Source organism: Caballeronia hypogeia (assembly GCF_001544875.2).
Lineage (GTDB): Bacteria > Pseudomonadota > Gammaproteobacteria > Burkholderiales > Burkholderiaceae > Caballeronia > Caballeronia hypogeia.
The window spans coordinates 145,284-166,282 of the sequence record NZ_FCOA02000007.1 but is presented as its reverse complement, the minus strand read 5'-3'; the positions used below and the strand labels follow the sequence as shown (position 1 = coordinate 166,282).

21 protein-coding genes and 1 pseudogene are annotated in these 20,999 nt (G+C 61.6%); 5 read left to right on the top strand and 17 right to left on the bottom strand.

The genetic code is table 11. The annotated features are described in order from the left end of the window. Nucleotides 1-134: 134 nt before the first annotated feature. The 7 genes from AWB79_RS13755 to AWB79_RS13730 all read right to left on the bottom strand — a co-directional run bounded on the left by AWB79_RS13755 (nt 135) and on the right by AWB79_RS13730 (nt 4,455). Nucleotides 135-1,652 carry a hypothetical protein gene (locus tag AWB79_RS13755; RefSeq protein ID WP_061167973.1) on the bottom strand — a complete coding sequence of 506 codons (1,518 nt, stop codon included), beginning with the start codon at nt 1,650-1,652 and terminating at the stop codon, nt 135-137. Nucleotides 1,653-1,751: 99 nt separating this feature from the next. Next, nucleotides 1,752-2,210: a hypothetical protein gene (locus tag AWB79_RS13750; protein ID WP_061167972.1), complete on the bottom strand. Its 459-nt coding sequence runs from the start codon at nt 2,208-2,210 to the stop codon at nt 1,752-1,754. 309 nt (nt 2,211-2,519) lie between these two features. Then, nucleotides 2,520-2,903 carry a hypothetical protein gene (locus tag AWB79_RS13745; protein WP_061167971.1) on the bottom strand — a complete coding sequence of 128 codons (384 nt, stop codon included), beginning with the start codon at nt 2,901-2,903 and terminating at the stop codon, nt 2,520-2,522. After that, entirely contained in the window at nt 2,900-3,283 is a 384-nt protein-coding gene (locus AWB79_RS13740; protein ID WP_082862361.1) for a hypothetical protein, read from the bottom strand. The genes AWB79_RS13745 and AWB79_RS13740 overlap by 4 nt, the downstream gene beginning before the upstream one ends. A 115-nt stretch (nt 3,284-3,398) precedes the next feature. After that, nucleotides 3,399-3,860 (bottom strand): outer membrane lipoprotein, encoded by a 462-nt coding sequence (locus AWB79_RS13735; protein WP_061167969.1) that lies wholly within the window; start codon nt 3,858-3,860, stop codon nt 3,399-3,401. A gap of 97 nt (nt 3,861-3,957) precedes the next feature. Continuing rightward, nucleotides 3,958-4,092 (bottom strand): hypothetical protein, encoded by a 135-nt coding sequence (locus AWB79_RS40795; protein ID WP_269767937.1) that lies wholly within the window; start codon nt 4,090-4,092, stop codon nt 3,958-3,960. A 117-nt stretch (nt 4,093-4,209) separates the two neighbouring features. Beyond that, nucleotides 4,210-4,455: a hypothetical protein gene (locus tag AWB79_RS13730; RefSeq protein ID WP_157695770.1), complete on the bottom strand. Its 246-nt coding sequence runs from the start codon at nt 4,453-4,455 to the stop codon at nt 4,210-4,212. 958 nt (nt 4,456-5,413) lie between these two features. Between AWB79_RS13730 and AWB79_RS13725 the strand changes: the two genes are divergently transcribed. After that, nucleotides 5,414-6,604: an adenine nucleotide alpha hydrolase family protein gene (locus tag AWB79_RS13725; RefSeq protein WP_061167967.1), complete on the top strand. Its 1,191-nt coding sequence runs from the start codon at nt 5,414-5,416 to the stop codon at nt 6,602-6,604. Nucleotides 6,605-6,662: 58 nt separating this feature from the next. Here the strand turns inward: AWB79_RS13725 and AWB79_RS13720 are convergent, their stop codons facing one another. The 9 genes from AWB79_RS13720 to AWB79_RS13675 form a co-directional block, all read right to left on the bottom strand. After that, the gene (locus AWB79_RS13720) at nt 6,663-7,670 is read right to left on the bottom strand and encodes a hypothetical protein (RefSeq protein ID WP_157695769.1); all 1,008 of its coding nucleotides are present in this window, start codon (nt 7,668-7,670) and stop codon (nt 6,663-6,665) included. 93 nt (nt 7,671-7,763) lie between these two features. Further along, on the bottom strand, nt 7,764-8,243 hold the full coding sequence (locus AWB79_RS13715) for a hypothetical protein (protein WP_061167965.1): 480 nt from the start codon (nt 8,241-8,243) through the stop codon (nt 7,764-7,766). Between the two features lie 92 nt (nt 8,244-8,335). Next, on the bottom strand, nt 8,336-9,169 hold the full coding sequence (locus AWB79_RS13710) for a PRTRC system ThiF family protein (RefSeq protein ID WP_061167964.1): 834 nt from the start codon (nt 9,167-9,169) through the stop codon (nt 8,336-8,338). Beyond that, a complete protein-coding gene (locus tag AWB79_RS13705; RefSeq protein WP_082862360.1) occupies nt 9,166-9,822 on the bottom strand; it encodes a PRTRC system protein A in 657 nt (218 codons plus the stop codon). The genes AWB79_RS13710 and AWB79_RS13705 overlap by 4 nt, the downstream gene beginning before the upstream one ends. Continuing rightward, entirely contained in the window at nt 9,822-10,550 is a 729-nt protein-coding gene (locus AWB79_RS13700) for a PRTRC system protein B (protein ID WP_061167963.1), read from the bottom strand. Before AWB79_RS13700 ends, AWB79_RS13705 begins: the two co-directional genes overlap by 1 nt. A 13-nt stretch (nt 10,551-10,563) precedes the next feature. Then, nucleotides 10,564-11,703 carry a PRTRC system protein F gene (locus tag AWB79_RS13695; RefSeq protein WP_074169373.1) on the bottom strand — a complete coding sequence of 380 codons (1,140 nt, stop codon included), beginning with the start codon at nt 11,701-11,703 and terminating at the stop codon, nt 10,564-10,566. Nucleotides 11,704-11,802: 99 nt separating this feature from the next. Continuing rightward, a complete protein-coding gene (locus AWB79_RS13685; protein WP_061167960.1) occupies nt 11,803-12,039 on the bottom strand; it encodes a PRTRC system protein C in 237 nt (78 codons plus the stop codon). A gap of 9 nt (nt 12,040-12,048) precedes the next feature. Beyond that, nucleotides 12,049-12,537 carry a PRTRC system protein E gene (locus AWB79_RS13680; protein ID WP_061167959.1) on the bottom strand — a complete coding sequence of 163 codons (489 nt, stop codon included), beginning with the start codon at nt 12,535-12,537 and terminating at the stop codon, nt 12,049-12,051. Between the two features lie 85 nt (nt 12,538-12,622). Then, complete coding sequence (locus tag AWB79_RS13675) at nt 12,623-13,330, bottom strand: hypothetical protein (RefSeq protein ID WP_198399021.1); 708 nt, start codon at nt 13,328-13,330, stop codon at nt 12,623-12,625. 273 nt (nt 13,331-13,603) lie between these two features. Between AWB79_RS13675 and gmtY the strand changes: the two genes are divergently transcribed. The 4 genes from gmtY (at nt 13,604) to AWB79_RS13650 (ending at nt 19,808) form a co-directional block, all read left to right on the top strand. Then, the gene (gene gmtY, locus AWB79_RS13670; protein ID WP_061167958.1) at nt 13,604-15,004 is read left to right on the top strand and encodes a gamma-mobile-trio recombinase GmtY; all 1,401 of its coding nucleotides are present in this window, start codon (nt 13,604-13,606) and stop codon (nt 15,002-15,004) included. Between the two features lie 9 nt (nt 15,005-15,013). Next, on the top strand, nt 15,014-17,620 hold the full coding sequence (gene gmtZ, locus AWB79_RS13665; RefSeq protein WP_074169372.1) for a gamma-mobile-trio integrase GmtZ: 2,607 nt from the start codon (nt 15,014-15,016) through the stop codon (nt 17,618-17,620). Then, the gene (gene gmtX / locus AWB79_RS13660) at nt 17,617-18,276 is read left to right on the top strand and encodes a gamma-mobile-trio protein GmtX (RefSeq protein ID WP_061167957.1); all 660 of its coding nucleotides are present in this window, start codon (nt 17,617-17,619) and stop codon (nt 18,274-18,276) included. The genes gmtZ and gmtX overlap by 4 nt, the downstream gene beginning before the upstream one ends. A gap of 396 nt (nt 18,277-18,672) precedes the next feature. After that, nucleotides 18,673-19,808, top strand: a protein-coding gene (locus AWB79_RS13650) for an IS3 family transposase (RefSeq protein WP_374728541.1) whose coding sequence is annotated in 2 segments (ribosomal slippage) — nt 18,673-18,937 and nt 18,937-19,808 — 1,137 coding nt in all. Because the reading frame shifts where the segments join, the coding sequence is not laid out codon by codon here. A gap of 201 nt (nt 19,809-20,009) precedes the next feature. On the opposite strand, the pseudogene AWB79_RS13645 reads toward AWB79_RS13650, so the two are convergent. Beyond that, a pseudogene (locus AWB79_RS13645) lies at nt 20,010-20,975 on the bottom strand (PRTRC system ParB family protein); the annotation flags it as partial. Nucleotides 20,976-20,999 lie beyond the last annotated feature (24 nt).

Below are 20,999 nucleotides of genomic sequence, written 5' to 3'. Positions count from 1 at the left end.
GATAGATGCAGTGTAGGGGTCGGGCTCTCGGGCAATCGGTGGAAAGGTCACTAATTCAGGGTGCCTTAAGCCATCTCGACGGCCCGCGCGGCGAAAAAAAACCCGGCACGATGGCCGGGTTGGTCGAAAGTGAATCAGCTTGCGCGCTGTTCGAGCGCCACGCGCGCATACGCGAGCGTACCGTCGTTCGCGCGAAGCGATACCTGCAAGTGCCGGACTGGGTCAGCGAGCGCGTAACGCACGCTAGTGCCCTGCCGCACGGCCACGATCTCGGAGAAGCCTTCGGCGATCGTGCTGTCCACCCACTGCGCACCGGTCACGACAGCACCGTCTTGCGTGCGGATGCGTGACATTTCAGCCGCCTCGCGAGCGCGTGCGACCTCGCGCGCGACGCGCCTCGCCTCACGTTGGGAAACCGACAACGCCTCCCACTCTGCTTGCTGCGCGGCGTCCATACCTGCCAGTTCGAAGATGCCCCGGCGCCGGGCCGCAGCGCGAACACCGATGAGCTTAATGCCGAACACCTCGCGGACCGCTTGCTTGGACGCCCGGTTGGCGTCGTGTGGCCGGTCGAAGATGCTCAGGAGATAGGACATGTCGGCCGTCTGCACCGCTTTCGCGCACTCGTTGGCGAAGGTGTGCGTATGGCTGCCGTGATCCAGAATGGCCAGTTGCGAGTCGAGTTGAAAGCGGCGTGCGCTGATGCTGCCCGACTTCCGCGCCTTCTCGAGTTCCGCCAGCCGATTGTCGCGCGAGCGATCGGCGAGCGTACGCCGCAGCACTTCCGCGAACTGACAGGTCGGCGAGCCGACGTCAACAGGCTTCAGGTACGCCTCCGGCAAAGAATGCGCTTCGAGAATGCCTTTCGCGTACAGCAAGTCGTCGACTTGGACCGTCGTAGGCTCCTTCGGCGCGAGACCCATCACCATCGCGAGCAGTGCGGCATTGTCGGAGGTGATCGCCTGCTTCGAATGGCGCATCACCGTTGCCAGCGGCACCAGCTTCGCAAGCGGCAGCGCGCCACGCAACTCCGGCACCGCGAGAAGCGGCTTGGCCCATTGCAAGTCGGAGTCGAACTTCGACAACGAAGCGTAGTCGTCGATCACCGCTTGCGGAACGGGCTTGCCCGCCGCGAGCGCGTAGGCGACATGAACCTCGTGCCGACCATTGCTCTGCCGGTTGTCCAGGATCGGGCCCGCGTAGCGGAAGCCGAACCGGCGCTGCGACTCGTCCTGCAGCAGCTCGAACAGATCGAGCCCGCGACGGCCGCTCTTAGCCGCCTCTTCGTTGGCTTGCGCCATCTGATCCGAAGAGAACAGATACAGCGGCTCCCGCGCCAGCTCGAAAGCAAGATAGAGCAGTTGCCAGCGTTCGCGCCGGATTTGCCACGGCTCGAGCGTCGCGAACGACGGTCTGAAGTGAGCCGCGTCGATTTCGTCGATGAGCGACAGGAAAAGGGTCGTCGCCGTCCCGGGCCGACGAACGGTGAGCTTACCGTTGAAGCGAGTGACGGATACGGGGTGGCTGAAGAACGTGAGCGCGATCTCTGCCGCGTCGACTGCTGCCACGCGCGTGTCGTCTCGCAGGAAACGGAGCACTTCGAGCATCGTGCGGAAAGACTGGGCGAAGCCCGAAAAGGAAAGCTGATACATGGTGGATTGCCTTAAAGAATGCGGGCAATCGCACCCTGTCGGGTCGATGCCCGGCAAGGGTTAAGTGCGCCGAAACGGGCGCGGGAAGTTGAAAAGCTATTAGGCCGCGTCGATTAGACGGGCGATCAGACGAGCGAGCGACCACGCGTGGTCAGTCGAAAACACCTTGGCGCGAAGCAGCGGCATGATCGCGCAGGTCCGATCAAGCGAGTCGCTCAGCCGCGGTCGGCTGACGAAGTCCACATGAACGATCCAGCCTTCCGAATTGCCGATGCACACAGATACGGAAATCCGGTCATGTGACGACGGTTCAGGCCACGGTCTGTTGTGGCGTGCTCCGTACATCGCTTCGTTGGCGTCGTCCTGCAGGTTCGCGTGACAGAGCCATTCCGGTTCGAGCTCCGTCCCGCGCAAGAAGCGGCACAAACCCTCGAAAACCTGATCGACAGTCTTGCCGTCGGTGTTCAGCCGGGCGACTGACTTGATATCGACGGCGCCAGAAGCGGTGATACCGCTGGTGACAGCAGCCGGCAGCACATCGGCGTTTGCTTGAGACATAAACTGCTCCTGAAATGAAAAACGCGCCCGAAGGCGCGCTAGAAAAGGAAGTCGAAAAAAAACCGCACCCCAAAAAGGTGCGGTTTTGTCTTTGGACTCAGCTTGCGCTGCGTCGAATCATTTGCCCCAATCGCGTTCGCGATCGGCTTTGCGACCGTTGTTCGCGGTCCACATGAAGAAAGCTGCAATGGACACGCCAAGCACTACCGTGAAAATTGTTGCGCCCACGTCATTCTCCTTTCATCACGTAATGGCCTGCATACCACAATACTACTCCAAGGGCAGCCAGTGCGCTCGTACCTGCAATTGTCAGCGGATCCCAGGACGATGCGGAATGTGCGTATCCGACTGCGCCGCCGATCGATGCCGCCGATAGAGTGTGCAGATAGCGGCCGTTTTGGTGCCGCTGGTCCTTGGATGGCGTCGCGACTGCGTGGAGCAGCCGGCGCAAGCAGGGCCGGGGTCAGGGGGAATCGATACCACGTACCCGCCGTTGCCCGTCATGTTCACCGGCAAGACGTCGCCTTTGTACTCAAGGCTGAACGACGGCGAGCACTCGGACTCCTCCATCTTATTGAGCAACCCGAGTACACGCGGCGCCAGATGAACCTGACCTGTTGTTGGATCGAGCGTGACCCGGTCCACGATCGTGGTGCCAGAGCTGTACTCGATTTTTACTTTCGCCAGTTTCATCGACGACCTCCGCACTTCAAGTCGATGCCACCGGCCAAACGCAGGCCGTCCAACATCGCTCGATAGCCCGCGAGCGTCTCGAGTTGCGTCAGGGCGACGTGATTCTCACCACCGCCCGTCAGGTCGGAGCGGCCGCGCCGGGTTCTGAAGCTCAGCGCGACACCCGAACCGCCTCGACGCTCCAGCACGTCGACAAACAACGTCTCCGTGCGCAACGACACCCGTACCGCAGAGCTGCCGCGACGCGTATCGGTGACGATCTCGTGAGCATGCGCCGGAAGACGCAAGTCTTGGGCGACGCGTCGCAGAACGCGCGCCGCATGACGTTGCAGAGCCGCTTTCGCGCCGGCATTGGCACTACTGCGGTCCGCATAAAACACTCGGGGAAATTTCATGATTGCCTCATTGCAGACGAGGCAGGTCCCTTGCGGGGAGCCTGCCCCGCAAGGGAATTACGCGGCATGCACCGCGAGCTAAAGGAAGTGGACTACCAGGTCAGTGAGTGATCCGGTAGCCGGACCCATTCGAGACGAGAAACACCTGCTGACCGGCAGCGAACTGCTGATCGTCGACCTGTGTGACGGTCACGGTCTGACCGTTCGCGCGACGAAGAAAGACTTCGACACCGCTGTGGCGAGACATAGCGGCGCTTACGCGCTGAGCCACTAACCCGGAAACGGAGCCGGAAAGCGCACCGGCGATATAACGGCCGCTACCGTTGCCAATGACTTGCGAGCCCAGGAAGGCACCCGCCGCTGCACTTACGAACGATGCAATTCCGGACGAGCCGGAATTGCTCTCGATGGTGATCGGACGCACGCGCAGGATGGTTGCCTGCTCGAACTGACCGATGCGTTGAACGTCGTAGCGCTGGTACGTATTCGGCGAACCGAAGTCCGCCGTGGCGCAGCCAGTCAGAGCGGAGAGAAGCATCACGGAGCAGAGAAACTTGATCATGGGTTACCTCAAATGAAAGCGAGGCAATCCATTCCCGAAGGGCTGGCTTGCCCCAAAGGGAAAAAGAACGAGCAGGGGCAGCACCAAGCTGCCTGCGTCAGTGCGTGGCTGAGGCGATCGCGATCGAGACGGACATCACGCCAACGAGGAACGACAGCATCTTCCAGGCTTCGGCGTCCTGCTTGGCGTACCAGGCAAGACTGTTGAGAGCGTGTTTGATCACCGGAAACAAGGGCAACTCCTGAGAAAAGCAGGAGCCGCCCGCGATGGGAAGCTCCCATCGAGAAGAGATTTGGAAATGAAGAAACGGCGTCCAGCAGGCTGCACTGGACGCGTCATTTATGAAGGCCTACGAGGCGGCACGGCTGAGGTGATGCAGTCTGACACGACCGCTTTGCACCAGATGCCGTTCGGCTTGGGGATTGAGCGAATAGTCCCAGTCCACCATAGCCGTGCCGTCGCTCCACACCGAATGAATACGTCCGGTGTAAAGCTGCGGCGGGCTGGCCTCGACGTCCTGACCAACGACACGCTGATTCGCCATGAAACCGTTCTTGCTGGAAACTTTGACGACAGGTGCGAGATTGCGAGACATAGACAGCTCCTAAAAAAATGGGAGCCGTCTCCCGTGGGATTGGCTCCCAACGGGACGAAAAAAGGCGACCAACGAGGGTCGCCTAGAAGATTGCCGTCAAAGACGGCTGGAGAGAAGATGGTCCTCCAGCACGCTGGAGGGGTAGGTCGATGCGCAAAAGCGCGGGGAATGGAGCCAGTCTACGGAGTCGGCCGCGTGGTGGGCGTGGGAAAGCTCAACGATTCGCTATGCCTTTCGCCCTGCCGCTCGTCACGCACGACCAATTACCCGGCCCGGGACCGGAAGCACCCATCCAGGACGAAAAAAAAGCGCCTGCTCCATTGCTGGAGCGGCGCTTGAAAGTCCGTCGCATAATCCGAGGGCCGTCGACGAACCTGAGAGAGAGGCCATTCTAGCCATCGGCACTAGGACACAGGCGAGGAAAAGGCCGCTAAAAACACCGCAATTCGAATAACAGCGGTATGACGGAAACGCGAAGGCCGACGCGAATGGGCGCGCCCGACCGAAGCACAAGGTGCGAGTAAGAGTACGGTGCTGATAGCTGGCGCAACAGGGCAAAAGAAAGGCCACCCAGGGACGCGCCATGGGTGGCCTCAGTTTGTCGTTTTTGTATAGTGCGGTCTCTCAAGCACCCTCATTAGCGGGTAGGGACAATATAGACTGACAAATTGAATCCAAGTGTTCGAAACATCACGTTCTCTGCGTCGGACGCCGGCCCGTCTTACCTGTAGGCGGGCTTTTTCTTGCGCATCGGAGATTAGCAACTAAGCTATTACTGCGTGTCCTCTGGCTGTGGGCGCGCTGTTGTAGATCATCCAAGTCTTGGCCCGCTATCGTTCGCCGCGATGCGGGCTTTCTTTCGCCCCGTCTGGCGCGCAGCGGGCGTCGGAGCCCCGCCCGCCTTGACTTCGCGCTGTAGCTGCGAAGATGAATCATCTACCCCGATTCTTCTTCGACCATGCTCCAGACCATCGACCTATCCTCGCTTCACACCCGTTCACACGCCTACGTTCCAGCGCGTGCCCGTAACGTCGCACTCACGCCGGAGGTGTCTGCGCTGCTCGCGACCGATGCTGTCGTCGCGATCGGCGTGAGCGGCGGCAAGGACAGCGTCGCCTGTGCGCTCGCGGTCGCCCGCCATCTGGATGCCATCGGCCACACCGGTCCGCGCATCCTCGTCCATTCCGACCTCGGGCGTGTCGAGTGGAAGGACAGCGGCCCGGCGTGCGAGCGGCTTGCTGCCCACCTCGGCTGGGACCTGCTCACGCTCCAACGGCAAGCGGGTGACATGCTCGCCAGATGGGAGAAACGCTGGTCGAACAATGTCGAACGCTACCGCGATCTCGCCTGTGTGCGGCTGATCTTGCCGTGGAGCACACCGTCCATGCGCTTCTGCACGTCAGAATTAAAAGGTTCCTTAATAAACAGTGCGCTGAACAAGCGTTTCCCGACGCACAACATCGTGAACGTGACCGGCGTGCGCCGTCAGGAAAGCAGCGCTCGCAGCAAGATGCCGGTATCGGCCCCGCTCGCTCCCCTATCGACGAAAGGTCGGACGAGCGTGACGTGGAACGCGATCATCGAATGGACCATCGACGAAGTCTTTACCGAGATCGCTGCGGCCGGACTCGCCCTGCACGAGGCATACACCGTGTACGGTGCGTCGCGCGTCTCGTGCGCCTACTGCATCATGAGCTCGTTGGACGACCTGCGCGCTGCGGCGAGCTGCGCTGACAACCACGACGTGTACCGCGAGATGGTGAGGCTAGAAGCGCAATCGACGTTCGCCTTCCAAGGGCAACGGTGGTTGGCTGACGTCGCGCCCCACCTGCTGTCGTCTGAACTGGCGGCCGACGTCGCGCGCGCAAAGGCAGCGGCCATCGAGCGCCAAGCCATCGAGCCCGAGATTCCTACGCATCTGCTTTTCTCGTCGGGTTGGCCGACCGTGCGCCCGACGCCCGACGAAGCGGAGTTGCTCGCGAGCGTACGCCGCCGCGTCGCTCAAGCGGTCGGCATCGACGTCGGATACGTCAGCGGTGCCGATGTCCTGCGCCGGTACGACGAACTGCTAGCACAACGTCCCGGCGCACCCTCGGCGACAACGCCCTCAGCGGTGACGATCCCCGCGCAAGCGAGCTTCGCTTTCTAGCGGGCGAAAAAAAAGCCACGCCCCGGAAATCCGGGGCGTGGCGTTGATCAAAACAGCACTAGGCGAGACACAGCGAGAGCTGAACGTCAGCCGCAAAGAATGCAGGATCCGGCTCAGCGCCTGCGCGCGTGACGGGCACCTCCCACTGGAGTTGCGCATCGCTGAAGGAACCCAACCCGTACAACAGCCGGTCGGTGTCTTCGCGATTGAGCAAGTCGCCGAACGCAAAGCTGAAGACAGCCGGCGCACATGCGTCCTCAGCCACGAGGCCGAGCGTCCGCGCAGGGACCTGCGGGGCGTTGCTAACGGCGTCGCGGAACGCTGGGATCGCCTTCTTGGCGAAGCCCGGCGCTTCCATCTCCACCGGATACGCAACGTCCATAACGAACGAACCGACCGCGCTGTACTGCCAGCCAGCGTGACGCCACGGCGCGGAGCCCATCGCGACCAGCACGTTGTGTTGGTCAATCGAATGACAACGTACCTCGGGCATCCGCTCCATCGCCGTCTTCGTTGCCGACGGCACCGGCACCTCGATCTGGGCGGCCCCACAGTCGTACTCCTTGAGCACTCGCCACACGCTGAGCGGCCCGCTGTTCCCGTAGATCGAGAGCAGCAGGTCGATGTCCGCATGCAGGGAAACGCTCAAGCTGCCGCCGACCAACTCATCGATACGGGACTCGAAGCCTGCCCGGATCAACGACAACCGGACGTCATCGAGCTGCGACTCAGGCACCGCCGAGTAGCACGACGAGCCGACCGACAGATCGATCGCCCGATCCCGAAGCAGCGCGGGCTTGGCGAGTTCACTTCTCCAACTCGCGATGTAGTTTTCCGGCCGGATCGATCCATTGCGGCTTCGGAGCATTCCGCCTTCGCAACTGGTCGCATGCGAGAAGACGCGGCGCATGACCTGCGCATAGTTGCCCAGCGCGACAGCCGACCAGTGGTCGGTGTGCGGATAGACGTTCGACTCATAGCCGCGTTCGAACAACGCGTAGATCCACTCGCCGTCGGCCTTCTGCATTGCGCCTGCGCGCTTGCCCGTCAGAATTGAAGAACCCATGTTTTGCTCCAGTAAATGCGCGGAGCAGCCCCAACGGGCTGCGTACCCGCTGAGGTGAAAGAGGACCGCTCCACGAGGGAGCGGCTAATGCTGTTAGCGCAGACGCGGCATAAGCGAGAAGGCCGTCAAGCACTGCATGCAGCACATGACAAGGCCGAGCCATACGCCGAACGCAACGCCGAATACAACGCCATGTGCGCCGCAGGCGAAGCTCGCGCCGATAACTACCGCGACGCCGCGCGCAAGGTGCGACATCAGGAAGCGGTTGACGACCCAGTCGCACGCACGGGCGAAGAGTCCTGGGCGGGCGCGGTCTCGCTGACAGGCGACCTGCCATGCGAGCGAGGCCACCAGAATGCCGAGGACCCCGGCCATGATTCGGCCAACGCCCGATGCGTCGTGCAACAAGTGCTCGTACGCGAACCTGACGGCCATGCCGAGGTAGCCCGCCGGCGGGAAAGAATTTGCGGCCGTTGCGACAACAAAGGCCGCACAGCACCACCAGCGCTCTTGCCAAAACGCCGCCGCCACTTTGAGCGGTGCCGAAACAACGATTTCAATGTCTTCCGACATTCGGATACTCCTGTTGAGGTTGTCGTGCTGTTGAGCACGATAAAAAAATGCCGACCCCTTGCGGAGGTCGGCAGTGATGGAACAGCGACTACTTAGGCAGCGAGCTTTGCCTTTCGGCTCTTGCTCGCTATCTTCACAGGCGGCTTCGGGACTTCATATCCGAAGCGCGCCCACCCAGCCGGGTCCAACGGAATCGGATTTGTGCGCCCCGTTGCAAGGTTCACAAACACGCCCGAGAACGGCACGGCGCCGGTCCGAAACATGGTCCAGAGCATGTTGAATGCTTGGACCGCGATGGCCTGGTTGATGACCAGCGACTGCTTGCGCAGCGCCTCGGCCATCGAACAGGACGGGGTCTCGTCTTTCGCATCGAGCTTCGCGTCGATAAGTTCCGGAAACAACTCGCCCACATGCGGCAGCCGTTCAGGATGCTTCAGCGCGTAGCTCTTGCCACAGACCTGGCCTATGACGACTTGGCCGCGATCCGTGTCGTTGCCGCAGTCGAGGTAATACGCCCCGCTGTGCTGGGCTGCGCCAACAATCGCGGCCCGAGCAGCACGCGTATCGACGCAGCCAATCACGAGATCGACGTTGTAGAGCGGCTCGCCCGGACCGAATCGCCGGGTTTCCGCCCGCCAGTTCGTGCCCATCAGTGCGTTGAGCCGATTGACGATGAGCGAGGCTTTGTACTCGCCCACGTCGTTCGGATAGAAGCCCTGCCGGCCGACGTTGGTCGGGCTGACGGTGTCGTCATCGAACACGGTGCAGTCGATGCCGCCCGGGTGACCCAGTTCGAGCATCGCGTGATGAAGGCGCGCGAGACTCGGGAGCACCGCACTTCCGGTGCCGCCCGCGCCTACCACGACTACATTCCAGCTTCGCTCAAGCATCCGCGAAGGAAGTTGATGTCGGATGGCTCCGTTCATGCGACCTCCTGAGCGCCAGCCGCCGCATACCAACTGCTCGGCACGCGCTCGACGTTCTCGAAGATGCCTTTCGCGCACAGCCGCATCGCCATACTCGGTACCGACGACGCGCAGTTGCCGACGACGAAGGCGAACTTCGTCTCTTGTCGGTCATCTTCGTTGTCTGTCGGCGAGAAGTACGCGGGATGCGCGCCATGCGAATGGCAGTCGATCACCCGCAGTTCACTTGGCAGAAGTTCCGGGCGCTCGTACTTCAGCGACCCGGTGCCCTGCGACAGCACCTTTACAGGCGCGAGCCGGAACTGTTTCGTCTCCACATTCCAGACGATCCAGGCACCGGTCTCCAGCGGATGTGCGGCGCGCGCCATCGCGACGAACTCGCCGACCAACTCGGGCGGCACCGCACCACAACGCAACTCGGTCGATTCGACCACTTTCCCGTAGGGGATCGCGGTCGGGACCGTGTAGTGCGCAATGCGGCGAACAACCGAGAGCCACGGCAGATCGATTTCAAGAAAGACTCCGTTCTCGCCGATCAGCAGTCGCTCACCGGCCGCCTGCATCGGCGCGACCGACTCACGCCGGGGCACCATGACGGTAGGAAATGAGCGTTGAAGCGCGGCATCTGCAGGATTCAAAGCACCAGCATTCATCATCGAACTCCTTGTTTGCCGGCGATCAGCTCAGCGAGGGTAAGGTCCATAGGGACGAGCGCGTCTTTCGGGAATTGCTCGCCGTACTTGCCGTCGAGCATTTCCTTCCAGAATGCGAACTCGCCATTCGGATGCGAAACACGTTTGTTGCCGTGATTCGGGTGTGTGAAGGCCGATTCAAAGAATCCGCTCTCCCATCCGGCAATCGATTCGATGTCGATGCGCTTGGGTACATGAGCCGAGCCGACGCAGATCCGCCCCCAGTCCCAGGTGTTAAAGTAAGGCGGTTCGTGCAGCTTCGATGCAGGCGTTGGCCGGCTGTCTTCCTGCAGCGCGAACACGGAAAACCCGTTCGAAGTTGCACGGAACACCAACCCTGGATGCGGGACGACCGCACTGCGTCGCCCGATCTCCTGACAGTCGAAGAAGACTCTTCGCATCGCCGGTCTGCACCACCACATCACCGCGTCTTGCGACACCGCGAGCACCGTCTCAGGCAGGAATTCCGCCTTCGGGGCCGCGTTCTGCGCCAGCTCACGCAGGCATTCGACAAGTGCCATGCGGTCGATCGGCCGTCCGGCACCGATCGTCGCCCGGCCGCTCTTGCCCGGCGTCACCGGATGAACGGTGCCGTAGACGGCGCTGCGGTCCTGACGGCCATACAGCAAGATGGCACTGATCGCGGCGAGTTCGTCGACGCGGTCCGAGCCGATATCAAGCCCTTTCATAGAAAGCTCCGAGTTATGCCGCGAGACACGCGATGACGCGGTCCAGTTGGCCAAGAATGGATAAGCCCTGCGACCAGTCCGCGTACTGCTTGCGAATGGCATCAGGCGTAGAGGCAATCGGCGTGAAGCCGTAGTAGGTGGTGCCGTCGCCGGCGCTGGCGAGGTACTCGTAGTGCGAATCGAGCACCTCGCCCACGCGGGTGTCGTTTTCCACGGTGAGCGTGGCCGACGCATAAGCGCAGCGAGGCCGATATTCGCAGCCGAAAAGGTCGCGATTGCCGACCCGCTGCAACATCAACGAGAGCTTCTCCAGTTCCGCACAGATTCGACGTGTGCGGCCAGACGTGAATCGCTGAAGCCGTCTGAGCGCGGCAACGCCAAGTGCCCGTTGAGGCAGATAGCGTCGGCTCTTTGCATTCCAGCGGTAGACGTCCATGTCGTCGGGACAGAGCTGCGGACGCACAACGGAAGGGAGGTAGTACTCAATCTCCGCCTCGTCCTCGCCGAATCGGTCCGTCAGCATCTCGCGCGCTTCCTCATCGGTTGCGTTCGAGTCGCCGTCCCAGAACCACGAGGCGAATTCCCCAAGGAACTCGTCCGGCGTTCGGACCCACATCGTGCGGCCTGCTGCGCGATTGATTAGCACCATCGCCGTCGACACCAAGCGCGGATGGACATCCCGAAGTTCGGCGGCACGCCTGCCGATCTCGAAGATGTTTTCCTCCGTGATCTCGATGCCGAGATACACGGGCGAGGTCGGATTGAAGTCGCTGCTGTCCTCCTGGTACTGGACGACGTCTTGCACCGCCTGCACGTCGCACAACACGAAGTCAAAGCCGAGGCAGTCCAGACGCGGCGTATGACGCTTGGCCCACGCGAAAAAGCCGTGGGCAAGCGCGTCACCCGCGCCTTTGAACTCCGGTACGTCGCGCGACCTCAGCACGCCCGAGTTGAACTGGGCGGCGATGAGACCGGCGACATCCTTTTCGGCTTGCCAACGCATCACTGCGCGCGTTTTGACGTCCGAGCCGATGGCCGGCAGGCTTAGAAAATCATTGGGAGTTCGACGTCGGGCAGCGGGAGCGCGTCGCGGTTGCCAAGGCTCTCCCGAGACAGCGACCTCTGCACTAGACGGGCGAGGATCGAAGAGCATTGCTCGATCTCCTTGTCATGAAAAAAAACCGCCCTTCCGGGCGGTTGCTGATGAGAAAGAGCCAAGTCCGGATCGGACAGGGCTTTGAGGAGGTCGCGCTTACGCATGGACGCGGCAGGGCATGACTGCACCCTTGGCACCGGCCGCGCGCGCGAACGTGAAGCGCATGACATCGCCCTCCGTCGTGGGTCCGTCGATCGCCGCGGTCGTCAGCTCCGGGTACTGCGCGGAGTAGAGATCACGGACATCGTCGGGCGAGAACGTCGGCCCGGGATCGGGGAACGTCACGCCGTTGTAGACGAACTCGCGCGTGAGCTTCGCAACTTGGATAGCCATGTCTGCTCCTTAGTCGAAAAGCGATGCGAGGTTGGTCCCGGTGTTAGCCGGTTCCGCCGATGCCTCTGCTGCGGACGATGCCGAAGACGCAGTCGGGGCGGTGCTCTGCCCTTCAGCGTCGGCACTTCCGTCGTCATCATCGTTGTCCGCATCGATGCTCGATCTGCCGGGTGCAGGCAAGGCGGGCTTGCTGCCGCCCTTCGCCAGCGTCTTCGTCGCCTTCGAGACTTGCGTCGTCTTGGCGGCTTCGAGGATCGCTGCCGTGGCCGCAACTTGCTCAGCGAGCGACGCGTGAGCACCGGTGTAAGTCGCAAGGGCGTCCACGAAACCCGCTTCCAGCTCAGGCGCCGTCGCGGTGAGCGCGAGCGGCTGAAGCATGGCGGCGTCTTTTGCCGTGCCTTGCGGCATGACGCAGACAACCATCTCTTTGCCCTTCATCTGCAACGACAACGTGAGCTTCGTGCAGTGACGCAGAAGCGGTTCAATAGCTACGAACATGGAAACTCCCGAAAAGAAAAAAGACCGCGCGGAGGCGGTCTATAAAGGATGGAAACTACGATCGATGCACGGGGACGCCGCGCAATTAGAACTTGAGCACCTTCGGAATCTTGCCCGTGTAGTCGAAGCCATCGACCGCCAGAAGCGCGTCGATGACTTCGGACTTGGACTTGCCGAAGACCTTCTTGAAGTTGTCGCCGAGCGCGGCACGAATGCCGAGTTCGTCAGAGACCACCATCATTTCGGACTTCGTGATCAGCTCCAGAAACTCCTTGCAGAGCTTCCAGTGCTTCGCGAGATCGAGGTGATGGTGCGTGCACAGACGGGTTAGGTACTGGACGTCGAGGCCTTGAATCGCGGCGACCGTCACACCGGTGACCGCGTGCGCGAGCTTCGTATCGTCAGCGGCAGCCGTCGAGGCAGCCGCTTTCGTCACATCGCCGGACCCGACCTGCTCTTCGGTGAGCTTTTCCCAGATGCCGGAGAGCGTCTTTTGGTCGACGCAGCGCATCTGATCGGACAGAGCGATCGCAACGAGGTATCGCTGGGCAAGCGCGGGATCCGCACCTACCTCACGGCGTAGGGCTTTACGCCACAACGCCACGCGATACGCTTTGATCTTGTCCGACTCAGCCACCACGGTCGCCGGCGGATTGCTGGTCGTCGAGCCCGCCGACGAACCGGCCGCGCCCTTCGCTGCTGTGGGCGACGCTTTCGCGCCGGCCTTGGCTGCCTCGGGCTTCGGCTGCGTTGCGGCCTTCACCGCTTGCAGTTGCGCCGCCACCTTCTTCATGTTGATATTCCCCCCACCAAGGAATACATAGTTCGGTGGCGATGAGCCGAATCTGTTTCCGACACCCCTCTCGAAGGGGGTTTTTTTGCCCTACAGATATTGAAGCTATACGGTGCGATGACATCGTATGTACAATGCGCGGCTTTTTATGTACGCCGAGACTGGCTTGCGCAGACCTGCAAATGTAGACGTGACCCTACGTGCCGTTGATGCTTCACCTGGTGGCCCGTCCTGCGAAGTCGCTTTATCCAACCTGCTGACGAGCCGCCTCGCATGTTTGTGACGGTCAAGGCGCGCATACATACCGACTCCACAGGCGTGTACACAGAGCTTCCGGTAGTGCTGACGCCAGCGGGTATCTTGGAACCGCTGCTTGACTACTACCTCTTTCGTGGTCACGACCGCAGCTTGGCGTGGATGACCAAGGTAACTCGGTCCGTCCGGATGTTTCTCGAATACCTGCAATCCAATCCCACTGAGCGCGACACTTACCGCCTTTTCCAGAACTTCGCCCAGAGGCTTTACACCGGCACGTTTGATCGTGTCACTGGCCTTGACCCGAGTGGCTTGTGCTGGGCGCCACGCTCGCCGCGAGATGCGTCACACATCATCACGCATCTGTCCGATTTCTTCGATTGGCTCGGGGAAACGCGCCCTGGGACTGCCACGGTGAATCCTCGCTATGCAGGCGGAGCTTTCGACCGGCAGACCGATGAGGCTGCTTACCAGTATCGACGCAGCAAGGCGTTCCTTGGACATACATGGGTGGCGAACTCATCCTCAGGCGAGACTGCGTACCGCGTGCGAAGCCGGCGCGCTCCCAAGGTCGAGAAAGGTGATCCGCCGGCCTTCCCCGAGGACCGCTTTGAGGAACTGCTGCTCAAGGGATTCTGCACGCGGGGACGTTATGACTTTCGGGGCATGCTCATCACATTGCTACTGCACGGGGCGGGCTTCCGAGAATCCGAGCCCTTCCATCTCTTCATCCACGACGTGTTCCCGGACCCGGCGAATCCGAGGCAGGCCAAGGTTCTGATCCATCATCCGAGCTACGGTGCCGCGCCTGCCGATTGGCGTGACAAGCTTGGACGCACGCGTAAAGGCAACCGAGCGGAGTATCTCGCCCTCCAGTTCGGCCTCGTGCCACGCACCGATCTAATGGATCGACGGCACGCTGGCTGGAAAGGCGGCATGCACGACGCCGAGTATTACAAACAGGCGTACTGGTTCCTGCCGGAGTATGGCGAATGGTTCCTGCACCTTTGGCACCGTTATCTCCAACAGGTGGCATGCGTCGAGCGTGGGCACCCCTTCGCCTTCATCAACCTGAACGGCGAGCCCGTCGGCGCCATGTACACGCTCACTCAGTACAACAAGGCGTATGCTGCTGCGTGCGAGCGCATTGGGCTCACGGTCGGCAAGGCTCTGGGCACGACGCCGCACGGTCACCGCCACGCCTATGGCCGGCGACTGCGCAACGCCGGCGTCGACAAGCCGTTCATCCGCCGCTTCATGCATCACGCCTCGCTGGAAAGCCAGGAGGTGTACACACGGGCGAATACCCGCGAGATTCTGGCAACGCTTGAAGCGGCTGCGCAGCGGCTGCGGGACAAGTACGCCGGGCCACAACCCGCGATAAGACTGCTGCTGTCCGGAATCGAACTCAACCACTAGGGAATCCTCATGGAAAAAAAGAAGACGACGACTGCGGCCGCTTCTGCCACTTCCCCGCAAAAGAAGAAGGGTGCGCGCGCAAGGGATACCTCCCTCGCCTGGGTCGAGCAGAGCTACCCGCAACTTGCCGCCTGGCGTGCCCTGGCGGTGGAGTGGCTGAAAGGCGAAACGAGCGGTCTCAACGTGAGGCTCGCTGCATTGGTGGCCTTCCTTGAGCGCTATCTCATCGAGCAGGAGTTGCCGCTCGACCCGGTGGTGTTCCTGGCGCGCACCACGGTCCTGCCTGACTTTTACCAATCAGCCTGTCCCGATTCGATATCGGGGATCGAGTACAACAACTGCGTCCACGCCTTCCTGCGCTTCGTGCTGCTGCGCGAGTTCAGCGCAGCCGACGCCGGCGGCCTACCAGTCGTTTCGCCGGCCTTCCACAATCCCGTGCCCAAGATGACCAAGCACGGTTTGCCCAAGCGCGACGAGAGCGTGCATTCGCCGCTGCCCTACGGCTACATTGACGAACTGCGCCAGATGCTCGCTGCGGGGCCGCACTTCCGCGACTGGCACTGGGCGCAGAGCGCGCTGGGGAGCGACATCGGACAGCGCGGGGGAAACTCCCCCACCGACTGGTTCGAGGTGACCGAAGACCAGATTGACCAGAACGACCCGGACTGTGTGTGGCGGGTCCGCAAGCTTTATCGCGGCAGGCAGGTGCTGCAGATGTGGAGCCCGGTCCGCTGGGTGGCCCTGCTCGTGAAACTCATCTTGCCGCTGCGCAGCTTCCAGGTCCGCATGCTGGACTCGGGCGAAGCCGACTGCTGGCGCTACGCGGTGGGGAATTGGACTTTGAATTCGAGCCGGCTCATGCAGCGCAGCGAGCGGAGGCCGCTGCAACAGGGTGTGTTTCGCCGCAGCGTCCCGTTCGCCGATGGCGAGTCCGTCTCGACCGTGCTCTACATCAACACCAACAAGACCGCCGACATCGCCCAGTCTGGAGCCGACAAGGGCTACGTCCTGCCGTGGTCCTCCGGTGGGCCGATGCATCAGGATGTCTTCTACTGGCTGGAAAAGCTGCGCAATTGGCAGGAGAAGTACAACCCCATCGAGCGGCGCACGTCCTGGACGGAACTGGAGGGCCGCCACATGACCGCAAAGAGCGAGGTGCAACTGGCAGGCTACCCCGACACTTGCTTCCTCTTCCGGATGCCGGAGGCGCGAGACGGCGTGCGTAATCTGCCGCCAAGCGAAAATATGTTGGGCACGCCATGGTTCTACCTGTTGGAAGCACTGGAGCTGCGGCTCGCCGACCGGGGCGAGACGCATCGCAGAGGTACGCCGATTCGTTTCCTCCCGTCGCTAGAAAAACGGAACAAAGGAACGACGACCCTCTTCCCGCTGCACAGCCTGCGTGTCTCCCTTATCACCGCGCTGGCACTAGAAGGCCAGGTGCCATTCCCGTTGCTGCAAAAGCTGGTCGGCCACAGCCGCCTGCTGATGACTTTGTACTACACCAAGCCCGGTGCGTCGCACATCCGCGACGTGCTGCTTGGCGCCGCGGAGCGGCTGAAGATGAACAAGGAGGCGAGCATCCAGAACTTCCTGCTCGACACCGAGCATGAGGAGCTCCTGAAAAAGGCCATCTGCAACAGTGTGCCCAGCCTTGCGGCTGCCATCCCGCTGCATCCGGCCGCTCGCAACCCGGCCGGCTGGATGCTGATGCACCACGGAATGTGCCTAGTCGGCGGCAACACCAGCGAGGTCGAAGGCAACGGGTCGGTGGGCGGCTGTTACAACGGGGGAGCGGTGATTGCCAAAGGGACCTCATCGGTGAATCCGAAATATGGCCCGGTACCCGGAGGAAGTCGCAATTGCGTGCGCTGCCGCTGGTTCGTCACCGAGCCGCACCACCTGCCGGCACTTGCTGCGCACTTCAACACCATTGCCTACCACTTCGATGAGGCGCGCAATGCGTGTCTCGGCCGCGAGAAGACGGTGCAGGACCTGAAAAAACAGAAGGCTGATGCTGAGGAGTCCGTCCAGCCTTTCGCCCGACTGGACGCCTACCAACAGGCCGAGCGGGTCTGGGAAGGTGCCATGAAGCGCTTCAGCGATCTCGCTGAAGACCTCGTAGCCTGCTGGCGTCTCATCGAACGTTGCAAGGCGGTGCTCGAAGCCCAGCAGGGCAGCGGTACGCAGATGGTGGCCGCCGGCATGGTGGGCGACGTGCATGTCGCCTTCGAGGAAACGGAGTCGGAGCTGCTACAACTTGCGGGCGTCTGCGAAAACGTCGAGGTCTACTCCGACCTTGAACCCGGTAAGGCAGTGTTCCGCCGCAGCCAGTTGCTCGATGCCGTGCTCTATCGCGACGACTTGCCGCCCGTGTTCATGTTGATGAGCGAGGACGAGCAATTGCTTGCGGGCAACGCCTTCATGCGCCGTCTTGCCCAGCAGATGGACCCACCGAATCCCGCGCTGGGCCAGCGCCAAGTGATTCGGCTGATGGACGCTGGTGTGAGCCTAAGCCAGCACTTCGACATGGACCTTGCCTCGCTGCTGCCCACGACCAATCACGTCCAGGCGTTCCCCGCCGGACGACCGTCCCTGCTGAGAGATGAAGTATGAATGGAGCGACTGACATCCAACCGGACGCCGTGCTCGAGTCGCTGCTCGCCAAGGGCGGACGCTCGAACCGGCGAGCAAGCCTGGCAAAGATGCACGAGCTATGCCGCAGGCAGCATGAAGCGGGCTCGCGCGACTTCTCGCTGTCCGCCATCGGCCGCCTGGCCGAAGCCGAAGGCATCATGAAGGGCCGCGCCCTCTACAATGCCCCATCCGCCGATTACCGCGCGCTCATCGAGGCGTGGGCGACCTACGCCGGGCCGCCTGCCCCCAAGCCGCCAAAGACGCTGGCGAGCCACGAATACCTGATGCGAATCGAGGACCCGGCCATCCGATCCATCATGCAGGCCATCATCGCCGAGCGCGACAAGCTCAAGGCGCAACTTAACGTGCTGAAAGCCAACGGCCAGGTGACCGTGGACCGGCGCCCACTGGCCGCCACCGTCGCAGCCGTGCCCCACGCGCAGTCAGTGACGGCGCCTGCCATGGCCGCGCAGTTCACGCCGTCGGAACGCGAAGCCTTGCAGAAAGCCGTATCGGAACACTACCTCGAGGAACGAGGACTGCGGGAAGGCAGCCACGGCGAAATCGTCAACGCGCGGGGCCGGACAGTGTTTGAGGTGGGGTTCGCGCGGGCGATTCGAAAAGTGCTTGCATAGGCGAAGCAAACTTTAAAGGAGAACAACATGAGTGTGGCTTATTACCTTGCCTGCATTGAATCCGGGAAGTATGTGTGGGTCGGGGCACTAGGTCCGGACTGCCAAGCTATGCCGGAAGGGCAAGCTGGCGCGGTATCGCGATTTGCGCTGGCCCATCGTGGCAAGCCGCTCGTTGTGGTGAGTGATACCCATCCTATCCTTGATGATGGCAAGGAGTGGGAGGCGTCGCACGGGGCATAACATGCTCAAACGGAACGCCACCAAGTCCCCTAACGTACGAATCACGCAATAGAAAAGCGCCAGCGTTAGAGGTGGCTTCGGGAATTCGGACAGTTCGTTGAGTGGAAAAGCTGGGGCGTGAGTCGGCCATAATGGCCGGCAACAAGGAACCAGAAGATGACGAAACGAAACCGACGGACCCACTCGCCAGCGTTCAAGGCAAAGGTGGCCCTGGCAGCGCTCAAGGGCGACAAGACGCTGGCAGAGCTGGCCCAGCAGTTTGATGTCCATCCGAACCAGATTACGGACTGGAAGAAGCAACTGCAGGAGCGGGTTGCCGATGTGTTCGACGCGGGCAACTCGGCGCCAGCGGCACCGCCAGTCGACGTGAAGGTACTGCACGCGAAGATCGGGCAGTTGACGCTGGAGAACGATTTTTTAGAAAGCGCGCTCAGCAAGGCGGGACTGCTGAGCGTAAGGCGATGATCGATCGTGATCACGCCCTGCCGGTGACACAGCAGGCGCGGCTGGTAGGCATCAGCCGGTCGAGCGCCTATTACCAATCGCGCGGGGTCAGCGAAGCGGATCTGAAATTGATGCGCCGGATTGACGAGCTTCACCTCGAGCATCCATTTGCGGGGGCGCGAATGCTGGCACGGCTGCTGCGTCGCGAAGGCATCAAGGTCGGGCGCAGACACGTCAGCACCTTGATGAAGCGCATGGGTGTCGAAGCGCTGTATCGCAAACCAAACACGAGCCGCAAGCATGCAGCCCACAGGATCTGGCCGTACCTGCTTCGCAACCGGAAAATCGACCGGGCCAATCAGGTCTGGGCGCTCGATACGAGCTATATCCCGATGGCGCGCGGCTTCGTATATCTGACGGCTGTCGTGGACTGGGCGAGTCGTCGGGTGCTGGCACACCGGGTGGCGATCACGCTGGAGAGCTGCCATGCTGTCGAGGCGCTGGAGGAAGCGTTTGCGAAATACGGCCTGCCTGAGATCGTCAACACCGATCAAGGCAGCCAGTTCACCGCAACCGAATTCACCGACGCGGTGCTCAGCCGGAGCGTTCTTCTGTCCATGGATGGAAAAGGCGCCTGGCGTGACAACGTGTTCGTTGAACGGGTGTGGCGCAGCGTCAAATATGAAGAGGTCTATCTGAAAGCCTACGACTCGGTCAGCCACGCCCGCCGCTCAATCGGCAACTACCTGAGCTGGTATAACCAGAATCGGCCTCATTCCAGGCTGGCCGATCAGACACCGGATGAAGCATACTTCGCCACGCTGCCAGCGATAAAATCGGCAGCTTGATTGCCTCAGAGATTCCACTTAAAAACTCGCGGATCCTGTCCAAACGAATGAGGCCACCTCTGTTGTCGCCGGTGCTTGGAAGTTTCGGTGCGTTACGATGTATTTATACATCGCAAGACTTTGATGCTTAAAACACCGCCCTAACTGAATTCCTCGCCACTTACTCGCGAACTATGTACTGTTAGGGTATGAGTTCAACATGCAGACGGTGTCGAAGCACTGGCCGCGATAGACCTTGCCGATCGAGTCAGGCAGACCGCTCACCGCCGCGCCGTAGTTCTGGCACGCGTGACACGCCTTTGCCTGCTCTTCGCCGACGCCCTTCGGGCCATCGACTGAGAGTTGCACGCGCGTGTGGTTGTCGCCAGCACGCACGATGCGCACGACCGGATATTCGTCGCGCAGGCCGGTGGCCGTCACTTCGAGCATCTTTTCGGTCTTCTCGTTGTAGCAGGTGCGGTTGGTGCAATTGCCCGTACCAATGGATTCACCGAACATCTCGCCCTGCGTGGACGAATTGTGCGGGCATCCGGCGCAGTCGGCCTTGTCGAAGATCGCGGCCGCCAACGAACAGGCAACCTGCTCGATGGTTTTCTTGACCTCAGCGACCGCCTTGCCCTCCTTGATGATCACCGGCAGCAGCTTGTCCTGCGTCTCTTTGGGGAGCGCAGCAAGCAGCTCGGCGTGACCGAGAAGGATCTGTCGGGTGCTCAATGCATCGAGCACGGCAGTGCTGCAGTTCATCAGCGCAAGACGCTTATCCAGCGTCGCACGCGACCAACCGAAGATGCGCGCGACTTCGTCGCGATCGCCCTTGCACAGCCCGACTTGCTCGGCTGCCGCAATGGCTTCTTCGGCCGGCGACATGTCGGCCCGCTGGATGTTCTCGATGATGGCGAGCTGCTTCGCTTCCACCTCATCGATGTCTCGAACGACGACCGGGATTTCATAGTCTTCGCCGTGCGCCGCAAGCGCCGCCTTGTATCTGCGGCCGCCAGCGACGAGGCTGAAGCCGCCGTCAGCGAGCGTGCGCACGATGACAGGCTGGATGACACCCTTTTCGCGCACAGACGCGGTCAGCTCTTCCATCTCCGCCGCATCGAAGTACTTGCGGGGATTGACGCTGACCTGAATTTGCTTGAGGGCGAGAGTAGGTTGTTGCTGAATGACAGGTCTCCTGAGAGGGAACCT

Bases quoted from the DNA above. Each gene is read 5' to 3' on its own strand.
- AWB79_RS13750 (WP_061167972.1), bottom strand. From the start codon at position 2,210: ATGTCTCAAGCAAACGCCGATGTGCTGCCGGCTGCTGTCACCAGCGGT.
- AWB79_RS13720 (WP_157695769.1), bottom strand. From the start codon at position 7,670: ATGGGTTCTTCAATTCTGACGGGCAAGCGCGCAGGCGCAATGCAGAAG.
- AWB79_RS13695 (WP_074169373.1), bottom strand. From the start codon at position 11,703: ATGCTCTTCGATCCTCGCCCGTCTAGTGCAGAGGTCGCTGTCTCGGGA.
- AWB79_RS13745 (WP_061167971.1), bottom strand. From the start codon at position 2,903: ATGAAACTGGCGAAAGTAAAAATCGAGTACAGCTCTGGCACCACGATC.
- AWB79_RS13705 (WP_082862360.1), bottom strand. From the start codon at position 9,822: ATGAATGCTGGTGCTTTGAATCCTGCAGATGCCGCGCTTCAACGCTCA.
- AWB79_RS13700 (WP_061167963.1), bottom strand. From the start codon at position 10,550: ATGAAAGGGCTTGATATCGGCTCGGACCGCGTCGACGAACTCGCCGCG.
- AWB79_RS13680 (WP_061167959.1), bottom strand. From the start codon at position 12,537: ATGTTCGTAGCTATTGAACCGCTTCTGCGTCACTGCACGAAGCTCACG.
- AWB79_RS13715 (WP_061167965.1), bottom strand. From the start codon at position 8,243: ATGTCGGAAGACATTGAAATCGTTGTTTCGGCACCGCTCAAAGTGGCG.
- gmtY (WP_061167958.1), top strand. From the start codon at position 13,604: ATGTTTGTGACGGTCAAGGCGCGCATACATACCGACTCCACAGGCGTG.
- AWB79_RS13685 (WP_061167960.1), bottom strand. From the start codon at position 12,039: ATGGCTATCCAAGTTGCGAAGCTCACGCGCGAGTTCGTCTACAACGGC.
- AWB79_RS13725 (WP_061167967.1), top strand. From the start codon at position 5,414: ATGCTCCAGACCATCGACCTATCCTCGCTTCACACCCGTTCACACGCC.
- AWB79_RS13675 (WP_198399021.1), bottom strand. From the start codon at position 13,330: ATGAAGAAGGTGGCGGCGCAACTGCAAGCGGTGAAGGCCGCAACGCAG.
- gmtX (WP_061167957.1), top strand. From the start codon at position 17,617: ATGAATGGAGCGACTGACATCCAACCGGACGCCGTGCTCGAGTCGCTG.
- AWB79_RS13735 (WP_061167969.1), bottom strand. From the start codon at position 3,860: ATGATCAAGTTTCTCTGCTCCGTGATGCTTCTCTCCGCTCTGACTGGC.
- gmtZ (WP_074169372.1), top strand. From the start codon at position 15,014: ATGGAAAAAAAGAAGACGACGACTGCGGCCGCTTCTGCCACTTCCCCG.
- AWB79_RS13755 (WP_061167973.1), bottom strand. From the start codon at position 1,652: ATGTATCAGCTTTCCTTTTCGGGCTTCGCCCAGTCTTTCCGCACGATG.
- AWB79_RS13710 (WP_061167964.1), bottom strand. From the start codon at position 9,169: ATGAACGGAGCCATCCGACATCAACTTCCTTCGCGGATGCTTGAGCGA.
- AWB79_RS13730 (WP_157695770.1), bottom strand. From the start codon at position 4,455: ATGTCTCGCAATCTCGCACCTGTCGTCAAAGTTTCCAGCAAGAACGGT.